At 52.6% G+C, this 11,354-nt stretch carries 12 protein-coding genes and 1 pseudogene; 10 read left to right on the top strand and 3 right to left on the bottom strand.

Features of this window, described 5'->3' with window-relative positions; translation table 11 throughout:
• The first annotated feature begins 266 nt into the window (after positions 1–266).
• Positions 267–2,624, top strand: a complete 2,358-nt coding sequence (locus IMCC3135_RS28120) for a membrane-bound PQQ-dependent dehydrogenase, glucose/quinate/shikimate family (RefSeq protein ID WP_088922126.1) — start codon at positions 267–269, stop codon at positions 2,622–2,624.
• 83 nt (positions 2,625–2,707) lie between these two features.
• Positions 2,708–3,628: an endonuclease/exonuclease/phosphatase family protein gene (locus IMCC3135_RS28125; protein ID WP_205737757.1), complete on the top strand. Its 921-nt coding sequence runs from the start codon at positions 2,708–2,710 to the stop codon at positions 3,626–3,628.
• 142 nt (positions 3,629–3,770) lie between these two features.
• Here IMCC3135_RS28125 and IMCC3135_RS28130 read toward each other — a convergent pair whose 3' ends face one another.
• Positions 3,771–4,442, bottom strand: coding sequence for a virulence RhuM family protein (locus IMCC3135_RS28130; RefSeq protein ID WP_418251410.1), 672 nt, complete (start codon positions 4,440–4,442; stop codon positions 3,771–3,773).
• Positions 4,443–4,826: 384 nt separating this feature from the next.
• Here IMCC3135_RS28130 and IMCC3135_RS28135 point away from each other — a divergent pair, with 384 nt between their 5' ends.
• From IMCC3135_RS28135 to IMCC3135_RS28145, 3 genes are all read left to right on the top strand, one after another.
• Positions 4,827–5,471 (top strand): phasin family protein, encoded by a 645-nt coding sequence (locus IMCC3135_RS28135; protein ID WP_157736322.1) that lies wholly within the window; start codon positions 4,827–4,829, stop codon positions 5,469–5,471.
• A 57-nt stretch (positions 5,472–5,528) separates the two neighbouring features.
• On the top strand, positions 5,529–5,864 hold the full coding sequence (locus IMCC3135_RS28140; RefSeq protein ID WP_157736323.1) for a hypothetical protein: 336 nt from the start codon (positions 5,529–5,531) through the stop codon (positions 5,862–5,864).
• A 169-nt stretch (positions 5,865–6,033) separates the two neighbouring features.
• Positions 6,034–6,360: a helix-turn-helix domain-containing protein gene (locus IMCC3135_RS28145; RefSeq protein WP_088920616.1), complete on the top strand. Its 327-nt coding sequence runs from the start codon at positions 6,034–6,036 to the stop codon at positions 6,358–6,360.
• Positions 6,361–6,425: 65 nt separating this feature from the next.
• Here the strand turns inward: IMCC3135_RS28145 and IMCC3135_RS28150 are convergent, their stop codons facing one another.
• Positions 6,426–6,671: a LysR substrate-binding domain-containing protein gene (locus IMCC3135_RS28150; RefSeq protein ID WP_088922128.1), complete on the bottom strand. Its 246-nt coding sequence runs from the start codon at positions 6,669–6,671 to the stop codon at positions 6,426–6,428.
• A 251-nt stretch (positions 6,672–6,922) separates the two neighbouring features.
• Between IMCC3135_RS28150 and IMCC3135_RS35085 the strand changes: the two are divergent.
• The 4 genes and pseudogenes from IMCC3135_RS35085 (at position 6,923) to IMCC3135_RS28165 (ending at position 9,727) form a co-directional block, all read left to right on the top strand.
• Positions 6,923–7,835: pseudogene (locus tag IMCC3135_RS35085) on the top strand (aconitase family protein).
• Positions 7,832–8,017 (top strand): 3-isopropylmalate dehydratase small subunit, encoded by a 186-nt coding sequence (locus tag IMCC3135_RS34835; RefSeq protein ID WP_205737760.1) that lies wholly within the window; start codon positions 7,832–7,834, stop codon positions 8,015–8,017. Before IMCC3135_RS35085 ends, IMCC3135_RS34835 begins: the two are co-directional and overlap by 4 nt.
• Positions 8,018–8,038: 21 nt before the next feature.
• Positions 8,039–8,479 carry a 3-isopropylmalate dehydratase small subunit gene (locus tag IMCC3135_RS35290; RefSeq protein WP_205738187.1) on the top strand — a complete coding sequence of 147 codons (441 nt, stop codon included), beginning with the start codon at positions 8,039–8,041 and terminating at the stop codon, positions 8,477–8,479.
• Between the two features lie 324 nt (positions 8,480–8,803).
• On the top strand, positions 8,804–9,727 hold the full coding sequence (locus tag IMCC3135_RS28165) for an Abi family protein (protein ID WP_088920617.1): 924 nt from the start codon (positions 8,804–8,806) through the stop codon (positions 9,725–9,727).
• 379 nt (positions 9,728–10,106) lie between these two features.
• On the opposite strand, the gene IMCC3135_RS28170 is transcribed toward IMCC3135_RS28165, so the two are convergent.
• Positions 10,107–10,328 (bottom strand): hypothetical protein, encoded by a 222-nt coding sequence (locus IMCC3135_RS28170; protein WP_088920618.1) that lies wholly within the window; start codon positions 10,326–10,328, stop codon positions 10,107–10,109.
• A gap of 168 nt (positions 10,329–10,496) precedes the next feature.
• On the opposite strand from IMCC3135_RS28170, the gene IMCC3135_RS28175 reads away from it, so the two are divergent.
• Positions 10,497–11,339 (top strand): GIY-YIG nuclease family protein, encoded by an 843-nt coding sequence (locus IMCC3135_RS28175; RefSeq protein WP_088920619.1) that lies wholly within the window; start codon positions 10,497–10,499, stop codon positions 11,337–11,339.
• The last annotated feature ends 15 nt before the right edge of the window (positions 11,340–11,354 follow it).

An 11,354-nucleotide genomic window follows, 5' to 3' on the forward strand; every position in this document is an offset into this window, starting at 1 on the left:
GTTATTTTTCATGAAGTACTGCCAACAGAGAGCAGACTTCCAAAAAGCACAAGCTGCAGGAAGCTGTCATCGCGCCTTGCAAACTGTGGTCAAAACTTACAAGGAGATCTCCTTCAAAACTGGGAAGCGTAGCCTGCTCACTGTAAATAAACGAACGCACTTTCCCGGCGTGTTCGAACAAGCAACTTGCAGAACGTCGTTCCACCTGCATGGCCGTGTTGTGCTTGCGCGTGGATTCTTCCAGTTACAAAAGCGGTGGCGATCCCATGATTATCCTCCTACTCCTGTTCGTGATCCTCGGATTATCATTACTGGCTGGGGGGATATGGCTAGCTGTTCTCGGGGGCAGCCTCTACTACGCGATGGCTGGTGCGGCCTTGATAGTTGTCGCCTTGCTGATTCGCTCAAGGCGGGGCAAGGCGCAACTGGTGTATGCGCTGCTGCTGGCAGCCACTGCAGCCTGGGCAATCTGGGAGAGCGGCTATGACTGGTGGCCATTGGCGACTCGTCTGGGCTTGCTGATGTTGCTGGCGATACCCTTGCTATGGCCTGCCAGAGAGGCGAGCCGAAAACCGGCCATTGCTCTGCGGTGCATCTGGGCGTTAACCGGCGCCTTGCTGCTCGGCAGTCTCTTCAATGATGCTCATCGTATTGAGGGTGAACTGACGAACGAGTCCGTGGTAACCAACCCTCAACTCGGTGAGACTGGCGATAACAATGATTGGTCAAGTTATGGTCGCAGCAATTATGGTCAGCGCTATTCGCCACTGGAACAGATAACGCCTGACAATGTTGCCCAGTTGCAGCCGGCTTGGGAATACCAGACTGGGGATCTGAAAACACCGGACGATGTGACCGAGACCACCTACGAGGCAACGCCACTGAAAATCGGCAACCGCCTGTTCCTGTGTACACCTCACAACTGGCTGATCGCCCTGGATGCTGATACCGGTGAAGAGCAATGGGTTTATGACGCTCAGGTACCAGCAGAGAGTCAACGTCAGCACCAGACCTGTCGCGGCGTCTCCTATCTGCCAGCAGAAGGTGAACCAGACACAGACACTGCCGAGCCACTTTCTTCAAAGCCTGCCCGGACTCTGGCAGCCATGCGTTGCGACGCTCAACTGTATATGCCGACCTCAGATGCACGCCTGATTGCGGTTGATCCAGTGAGCGGTGCACGCTGCAGCAACTTCGCTGAAGACGGTGTGCTCGACCTGATGCACAACATGCCTTTTGAACAAGCAGGCTACTACTACGCAACCTCGCCTCCCGTGGTGACACAGGACCTGATAGTGGTTGCAGGAGCCGTAAACGACAACTACGACATCAATGCCCCCTCTGGCGTGATTCGCGCCTATGACGCCCGAACGGGGGAGTTGCGCTGGAATTGGGATTCAGCGAACCCTGATGACACCGCACCGATTGCCGAGGGCGATACCTACGCCACCAGTTCACCCAATAGCTGGTCGGTCGCCAGTGCAGATGAAGAGCTTGGACTGATCTACTTCCCCATGGGTAATCGCACCCCGGACCAGCTGGGCATGTATCGCACGCCAGCGGAAGAGAAATACGCAAGCTCCGTAGTGGCATTGAGTTTAGAGACAGGTGAAGCGCAATGGGTGCAGCAGTTTGTTCATCATGACTTGTGGGACATGGATACCCCAGCGCAACCGAGCCTGGTGGATATTGAAACTGAAGAAGGTCTGCAGCCAGGACTGGTTGTGCCAACCAAGCAAGGTGACGTCTACGTTCTGAACCGGGAAACCGGTGAGCCACTGCTACCCATTACCGAAGTGCCTGCTCCGCAAGGTACGGTAGAAGGTGATTGGACATCCCCCACACAACCGGTTTCTGGACTTAGTTTCACCCCAGAGCCACTACAGTCCAAAGACATGTGGGGTGCCACCCTACTGGACCAGATGATGTGCCGTATTCAATTCCAGTCACTGCGATACGAAGGGCGCTACACCCCTCCTTCCGAACAAGGCACGCTGGTGTATCCCGGCAATTTCGGTGTTTTCAACTGGGGCGGCGTTGCGGTGGACCCCGAACGTCAAGTCATGTTCGGTATGCCTTTGTACCTGGCTTTCACCTCAAAACTGGTAGCCAAGCAGGACGACAAATCACCCAGTGGAGAAACCAACCAGGGTGAACAAGGCCTGAACGAGAACGCCGGTGCCGACTACGCCGTGGCACTCAGCCCCTTCCTGTCGCCGCTGGGCATTCCTTGTCAGCAGCCACCTTGGGGCTACGTTGCAGGCGCTGACTTGCGTACTGGCAAGATTCACTGGAAACACAAGAACGGCACCATTGAAGATATGACCCCGCTTCCCCTGAAAGTGGAAATGGGCGTACCCGGTATCGGTGGCCCCATCATCACCCGAGGCGGTGTCGCCTTTCTGGCAGCCAGCGTCGACGACTACTTTCGCGCCTATCGTGTGACTGATGGCGAGCAACTGTGGGAGCAGCGTATCCCGGCTGGCGGTCAGGCCACACCGATGACTTACCTGAATAGCCAAGGTGAGCAGATGGTGGTTCTGGTGGCCGGTGGTCATGGGTCGATCGGGACAGCGGCCGGGGATTATGTGTTGGCTTACAAGTTGGGTGCCGTTGGGCTTTAGTATTACCAATTCCGCTGCACTTGGGAGTTGAAACACTGTGAAACGCCCTGCCTCGTTATTGCAGGTAGGATGTCGCTTTCACGATGAGTCCAAAACCTGAAACCATGCGTCGGATATTTACAGCGGCAATCCTATTGCTGGTTGGATTGGGTGCCACCGGGTGCGGTTCCAGTCCAACCACGCTACCGAACCGTATCCCCGATACTCTACGGATTGCCACCTACAACGTTCACTACATTGTGCTTGGCAAAGAGACCGGCGCCTGGTCTGTGGGTGACTGGGAACGCAGAAAGGGGCCACTGAATACCGCCTTCGGTGCACTGGACGCGGATATCGTCTCTTTTCAGGAGATGGAAAGCTTTTCCAGAGGCAGTGATGGCGGTGTCAATCTGACGCTGGACTGGCTGCTGGAGAAGAACCCGGGCTATGCGGCCGCAGCTGTCGGTGACTGGCGCGAGTTCCCATCCACCCAACCGATCTTCTACCGGAAAAGCCGTCTGAAGTTATTACAGCAAGGGTGGTACTTCTTCTCGGATACCCCGGATATCATCTACTCACCTACCTACAACGGCTCCTACCCGGCGTTCGCATCCTGGGCACGTTTCGAGGATCTTGAGAGCGGCAATGCTTTCACTGTCGTGAATATGCACTTCGAGTTCAAGAGCTTCTCCAATCGCACCAAGTCCGCCGCGCTGGTGGCTGAACGAACCGCACCGCTCATCGAGGCGGGAGAACACGTCCTGCTTGCAGGCGACTTGAATGCCTGGCACGGTATGCAGCCGCTCGAGACACTGGAGCAGATCGGGCTGAACTTCCTGCCGGTACGCGGTACCACCTACCATATGAATCACGGTATCAACCTCATGGGCGCCATCGATCATATCGCGCACACAGAGGGCCTACAAGCAGTCGGCGAGCCTGTGGTTCTTCGACAGAAGTTCGACGGCGAGTGGCCGACCGACCATTACCCGGTGATAGCGGACTTTCGATTTTCGATCAATTGAGGCCGGCACACGCTACGAAATGGAGGCGCGCTAAGCCAGCATCGTCATCACCAGCCGAATAATCACCTCTTTCTGTTGAGGATCTGACTCGGCGATCAATAGCGTTAGCGCTGCCAGCCCTGTGTCATTGATTACAGGTTCGTCACGCTCGTTGAGCAGGCGAGCGTTTCGGTGCAAAAAATCCACAAACAGGAAGGCTCCACAGTTCGACCAATCTTTCCATGGCATCACGTGGACTGGGAAGCTTACCTCCTGCCTGACCCTCAGGCTCTTCAAGCAGGCCCTCATCGTACTGTTGTAACCACGAGAATGTCCGGGTATAGCGGCTGACGATACTGACAAGACCGCTGCCTGCCTCAGCCTTCAACTCAGGTGCACGTGCAGTTTTCTCGATCAGAACAAGGGCCTGGCGTAACACTGCCGCATTTTGCTCGAAATGATGTTGATCGACAGAATAGCCTTTTAACAAGTGCTCACGCAGAGTGTTGGTCGCCCACTGTCGAAACTGCACGCTTTGCTTGCTGTTGACCCGATAACCGACCGAAAGAATGGCATCCAGGTTGTAGTGCTGCAGATTCCTTTCCACCTGACGCTTGCCTTCAGTTTGAACTACCAAGAATTTCTTAGCAGTTGCCCGTTCCTCAAGCTCTTGTTCTTTGTAGATATTTTTCATGTGCATCAACACATTTTCCGGAGTAGTTGCAAACAACTCTCCCATTTGTCGTTGAGTCAACCACACGGTGTCCAGCTCATGGAGCACTCTGACACTGACTCTACCTTCTTCAGATTGGTAGATTTCTACGTTGTTTTTCATATTTTGTTCATCCGCTTACGGCATGTTCACCCTGAGGCTTTTCACGATGAACAAGCCGATTCCTGATCGAATGTAACACCTGGCCTTGCTGCCAAGCATCATGCAAAGGCTCATTCATCATGCTGATCAGTGCTTGTACCCACTCCCTGAGAATATTTTGCATCGCAATGCAGCGGTCAGTATCTGGCGTTAGGATGTGAACCAGTTATCACTAGCGGCAAGGATGTTTACGACAATTTTTTACAAGAATTACCGATCGTGGATATTGAAAAGCACTGCAACAGAATATCCACCTGAATTTGAAACAATGGAGCTAAAGCAATGAGTTCAACACAACAGTCAGCCAACAAAAATTCAGCCAAAGCAAGTAACGGAGCTAAAGCCATGAGTTCAGCACAACAATCAGCCAAAAAGCAGATCAATCAATTTTCCGAATTACAGTCCAAGTCAGTCCAGCCAATGCGAATCTTCGGCGGCCTGGCTGCTGATGCGATAGAACAGCTCGTTCGCAAGAACTACGCGGTCATGGGAGACTTCCTCGATTTTTCCGTCAAGCAAGTGCAGCTTCCAATCAGTGGTAACAACCCACAAGAGATCTTCTCTTCGCGCATGCAGGAATTCAGTGCCTTTGGCGAACTGATGAATAGCCGCGCATCAGAGTATGCAGAGTTGGTCAGCACGTTGTCTGATCGTACTCGGGAAACGACCAATGAGGCTGCCGAACAAGTTCGCGAAGTAGCCAACGATGCAACCGATCAGACAAAGCGACTTACTGATAGCGCCATCTCGCAGACAAAAGAGGCAATGAATGACGCTGCCGATCGTACCGAAGAGGCTGTTGAAGATGCCAGTAGCAATGCGAAGAAGGCTGCCAACGATGCGACTGACAATGCAAAAAAAGCAGCTGACGATGCAACTGACAACGCCAAGAAAGCGACTGATAAAGCGGCTGACAATGCGAAGAGTGGTGCTGCCAAGGCTTCCAACAGCGCGAAGAAGACTGCTTCCAAAGCAAAGACAAGCGCCTGAACATAGGGCTTGCTGAAGATAATCACATTGCCGATATTGGCTACAGGAAATTCTTACGTGAATAATAATAAATCAGAAAAATTTGTATCCGATGTGGCCAGCGTCATGGCCATGCGATTGGCGATGCTTCCCATGATGTGGGTGCTTGATCCTGCCAAGGCTGAAAAGGAGACCAAGAAGATGTTCTCTGAAAAAGAAGATGCCATGCAGGAGTCTATCCAACAGATGATAATTGCACCCATGATGTTCTCGTTCGATGTCTGGCAAGGTCTTTTGAACGGCGACAAGGATGGCGGCATAGGACGAGCCCAAGAGCAGGCTGAAAAACGAATCTCGTCTCCCTACCTGTCACGCGTCAGTGCAAACCGTCGCAGACTGTCCAAGGGCGGCTAACTTCGAGCTAAAGCTGACTTGCCCGGGAGTCGTTCAGGAAGTCTCCCGGGCAACATTGAAGATCATGTTTCGGTAGTTCCAAAGATTCGGGCAAGCGCAGGTCTCATCAGCTTTACAGCTACACTAATGGTCACTACAGTTACCATAATGTTCAATATTGGTAACTGTAATGACCAAAAAGGTTGCTGCCAAACGTAGTCCGGTGGTCTTTCCCAAAAATCGGAAAATTCTGGAACAGCTGGGAGAGAATATCAGGCTGGCCTGTAAACGCCGCGCTTATACACAAACCCTGATCTCTGAGCGGACCGGACTAGGCAGGTTGACCATTCGCAAGATAGAACAGGGAGATCCCACTGTTTCTATCGGCCACTATGTCGCTGTGCTCAGCGTTTTGGGACTGGTGGAAGATTTCGCACAGGTGGCCAATGACGATGAACTTGGCCGGAAGCTGCAGGACATAAAACTTCTGGGCGAACAGAAACGGCATTCGCAATGAGCACGAGGTTTTTAGCCGAAGCGAACAACAACTCATGGCTGGGGCGTTCAATAAGAGCTGAATAGTCACGCGCTGGCGTCAAGTTCACTGAAGTGTTGTTCGAGAAAGTCCAGGCAGACACGAAGCTTCGCAAGATTGGCAGAGCGTGTCGAATAGACAGCCCAGACGTCGGCATTCTGGCTGTAGGCATCGAGCACTCTGACCAGCGTTTTCTCTTTCAGCATGGGGCCAACATCCCACATGGAGCGCAGCAGGATCCCGCGTCCGTGCAAGGCCCACTGCAGCACGATCTCGCCATTATTCGATGCCATTTGCAGGCCTCTACGAACAAGGTCGCGGGGTCTCCATGCCAGAACAGAATGTGGCAGTTGTCAGCCACATCATACCCACGCATCCGGTGCCTACACGCATCATCGCAGACCCCACCTCGGCCCTGCAGGCACGTAACCTGAAAAAGAACTGCGAGCATTTTGGCATCCCGTTGTTCGACACCAATGATCCCTTGCAGGGTATCGAGCATGTAGTGGCCACACAGACGCTGGTTTACCGTGTCGCCAGCAACATGCGAATTTGTATAGACGGCACACTACCGCCGGGGACGACTGCCAAGGACCTGGTGCTTGCAGTCATCGGTCGCATTGGTGCACAAGGTGCCTGCGGGTTTGCAGTCGAATACTGCGGCAGCGCGATTGAGACCCTGTCAATTGAAGCACGATTCACACTGTGCAACATGACGCTTGAGGCGGGCGCTCGCGGTGCGCTGGTGGCACCCGATCAGAAAGTCTTTGATTACGTCTTGTCACGTGCACCGGACATCATCGATAACCATGGAGAGGCGGCACTGGCACAGTGGCGTGAGTTGTACTCCGATGCGGATGCCCTGTTTGATGTTGAACATCGCTTCGATGCCGGCGACGTTGCGCCCCAGGTCACCTGGGGCACCAGTCCCGATCGGTGCGCCTATCGATGGACGCATTCCGGCACTCAGCGAGCTTCCGGACGGCCCGGTGCGCAGCAGCGCCAAGCGTGCCTTGCATTACACCGGACTGGCCGCCGGATCACCCATCGAAGGCATCCCCATACAACACGTTTTTATCGGCTCTTGTACCAACGGCCGGATCGAAGACCTGCGTGCCGCTGCCAGCATAGCCCGTGGCCGTCATGTGGCTGATGGTGTCCGTGACATGGTGGTGCCCGGATCAGGAGCCGTGAAGCTGGCGGTGGAGGCCGAAGGGCTTGATCAGGTATTCATCCAGGCGGGGTTCGAGTGGCGTAATGCCGGCTGTTCGATGTGTCTGGCGATGAACGACGAAGTGCTCGAAGCTGGCGTACGCTGCGCTTCAACCACCAATCGAAATTTTGAGGGCCGCCAGGGTAGAGGCGCAATCACCCACCTTCTGAGTCCGGCGATGGCCGCTGCCGCTGCCGTCACTGGGTACCTGACCGATAGTCGTCAACTGGATATCCTGCCATGAACACGCATACCCACATCGAGGGGCATGCCGCTGCCCTGCGTATAGTGAACCTGGACACGGATCAAATCATGCCCAAGCAGTTCCTGCGCGGCATCGACAAGTCAGGGCTGGAACAGGGTCTACTGCATGATCTTCGCTTCGACGCCCTCGGTCAGGCAAGGCCGGATTTCGTATTGAACTAGACTGTACATGCCAACACGTCGATCCTGATTGGCGGCTCCAATTTTGGCTGCGGGTCGAGCCGGGAACATGCAGTGTGGGGTTTGCAGCAGTACGGCATACATGCAGTGATCGCTACCAGTTTTGCCGAGATCTTTCATGGCAATGCGATGAACAATCAACTTCTGCTGGTGACTCTGCCACCAGACCAGGTAGAGCAATTGATGGATGAGTCGGACGATGCAAATGGCCTCTCGATCAAGATAGACATCGCTGCACAGACACTGCATAGCTCACATGTTCAGGCTTGCTTTGAACTGATGCCACGCCATCGCAAGATGTTTCTTGAAAACCTGGACAGCATCGGACTCTCTCTGACCTACCAGGATCAGATCACACGCCTTGCTCAGAAGCACTGGTCACAACAACCCTGGCTACACAATGTGGCGGAGTTTTGCACACGGACTGGGAATGAACCATCATGAGATCTGACAAGTGCTCTTTGGGGACCAGGAAGTCATCTACATGCGCCTTTCAATTGAGCATATCTACCCTGTTTTCAACAAACTTCTGCACGGCCAAAACGCCACACAGCACCTTCAACAGGGCGAGTAGCGCTTGGGATGCTAGCTGAGGACTGCACCGCAAAATTGTCACTAATATTACAAATCAGCCTACTGACTTCATTTCCTCCCAGGTTTGACGCTATACTTGATGTAACAACACCCGCCAAGGCTATGTTCTTCTTAGATCACCCTCAAACTGGCGGGTTTTTTTTGCATGAAATTTGAGAGGAGCTCTTTTTTCATATGGATTATTCCAAGCCTGCACTATCTTTCAAGCAGCAAGTAGCTCTTTTGAGCGACAGAGGACTGACGATTGGCGACAGTCGTAAAGCTGAGATTTTCCTTTCTCACACCAACTACTACCGACTGGCAGCGTATACGATCCCCTACCAGATCGGAAATGGGAATCATCAATTTGTTCAAGGCACTCATCTCGACCGAATCATTGCCGACTATGAGTTCGATCGCTCCCTGAGATTATTGTTGCTGGATGCCATTGAGCGTATGGAAGTGTCGCTCCGTGCGCATTGGGCTTATTTCATGGGTCACAAATTTGGAGCTCATGGCTACGCTCAATACCACAAACGAATATACAAAAACCAACACAGACTGAACCAAAGCCTCAGTGAGCTAGAGGCTCAAGTAGACAGAAGCAGTGAGCCATTTATCGCCCACTACAAAAACACGTACAGCGAATCATTACCACCCGCTTGGGTTGTTTGCGAGGTCATGTCACTGGGTCTGCTATCGAAGATGTACAGTAACCTCAGTGCCTATACTGTTCGCCGTGAGATCTCTGCAATTTACAAAATGGATGAAGGCTTCCTGGAAGGGTTTCTTGAACATTTATCTTACGTCCGAAATGTCTGTGCTCACCATGGTCGCGTGTGGAACCGGCACCTGATGAAGAAAATGCCCTTGCCTAGAGGCAAACCAGCAGGCCTGAGGGACAATATCAATGTCGAAGCTGAAACTGAACACAAGATTTACAATACGCTCGTCTTGCTCATGCACTGTATATCTGTTGTATCAATGCCCTGTAGCCACTGGTGTCAAAAGCTGGAAAGCCTTTTGGATGATTTTGACATGGATATCACCGCAATGGGGTTTCCGCCAGATTGGAAAGATCGGCCATTGTGGAAACTTCATTTGAATGGCGACTTATAGCGCTCAGGTGGTAGCACCTTTGGTAGAGACAATCTACTAACCTCTCTACCAGTTACCTGGACTGCCTTCTTGCGTCATTTTACAGAATTCCTGGAACCACTCGAACTCTCACAATCAATTTTCACCGCCCGTGTCCTTTGTGATTGCACACAGACTCTGTGCACGTTTGGAGAAAGGCGATAATGAGAATAGAGTCGATTTCTGATGCCTGTCACTAAAAACAGCTACCCGCCCAACTGCGCCAGTTCAAATGCATACTTCTGCCTTTCCCGCCTGCCCTGCTCAGAGGAACCATTGATCAAAGCCTCCAGCCGCTCCAGATTCACCGGGCACATACGCACCTCCGCGATCACATTGCCATATACAGGGTCTGTGACTTCTATTCGAGTTTCACCTGCAGCGGGTTGTGCCGCGTCATGCACTTCAGATTGTGCTCATCGATAACGCTATAGTCCAGCAGGTTCTCTCGCAGGAACCGTGATAGCAGGGCCTGAGAGAAAGCATTCATCTCAAACAGATAGCCTGGTATACGATTGGTGACCGCCTCGCCTTCAAGCGCGACACCTTGCGACTCAACCAGTAAGCTACAGAACGTCCTCATTCTGCTCGTAATGACACATCCGCTTACGGCGCCCCCATGCTGAGGCTTTACGTGAATCCTTCCTCATTGAGCTGGTCAGAGATGCTTTCTCGCACTAGCACCGCACTCAGTTCCAGTCTTTACTGTGAGAGAATTCTTTCATCAGTCCAAACAGCTGGCAGGACGGCAATGACTCAGATTGGCAAGACGATTCAGATATTCCTGCCGGATGGAAATCCCAGAGGACTACGCGTTGCTGAAATCACCAGTCGCACGGTAAGTGCAGTCCAGATTCCGCGTTCCAAGCTTGATCAGGCGGCCTTGAGAGCCGAGCTTTCAGGTGTTGGGGTATATCTGCTCTTCGGTTCAGACGCGGCCAAACCCAGGGTATACATTGGTGAGGCAGAAAATTGTCTCAGCCGACTCAAGCAACACAACAAGCAGAAAGACTTCTGGGCACAGGCGATAGCGTTCATATCAAAAACTCAGCATTTCACGAAAACCCATATCAAGTATCTTGAATGGCTTTGCTGCGATACTGCGCAACGGGTTAACCGGTTTACCCTTGAGAACGGCAACACGCCCAGCAAGCCTCATGTTCAAGAATCAGTGGAAGCGGATCTTCTGGACAACTTCGACTCAATGCAATTACTGGTGTCCACCCTTGGCTACCCAGTCTTTGATGAAATAAAAAAACCCGACAATGCGCATCTTGTTTTCTGCAAAGGCAAGAGCGCGGATGCCGAAGGGGAGTATTCCGAAGAAGGACTTACAGTGTTCAAGGGATCGACCTGCAATCTTATAGGGACTCCTAGTCTGGGAAATTGGGCAGTCAGTGCTCGTGCCGAATTAGTTGATTCCGGAACGCTGTCTGAACAAGATGGTCTACTAGTGTTTCAGGAAGATCATGTCTTCACATCACCAAGTACCGCCGCTGTTGTAGTTTTGGCAAGACAGGCAAACGGGTGGTTAGAGTGGAAGTACAAATCCGGGAAGACCTTGGATGAAGTCGTCCGGCAATCACCGCGTTAGAACAGCACGATCTGC

The sequence above is a fragment of the Granulosicoccus antarcticus IMCC3135 genome, from assembly GCF_002215215.1.
In the GTDB taxonomy this organism is placed as follows: domain Bacteria; phylum Pseudomonadota; class Gammaproteobacteria; order Granulosicoccales; family Granulosicoccaceae; genus Granulosicoccus; species Granulosicoccus antarcticus.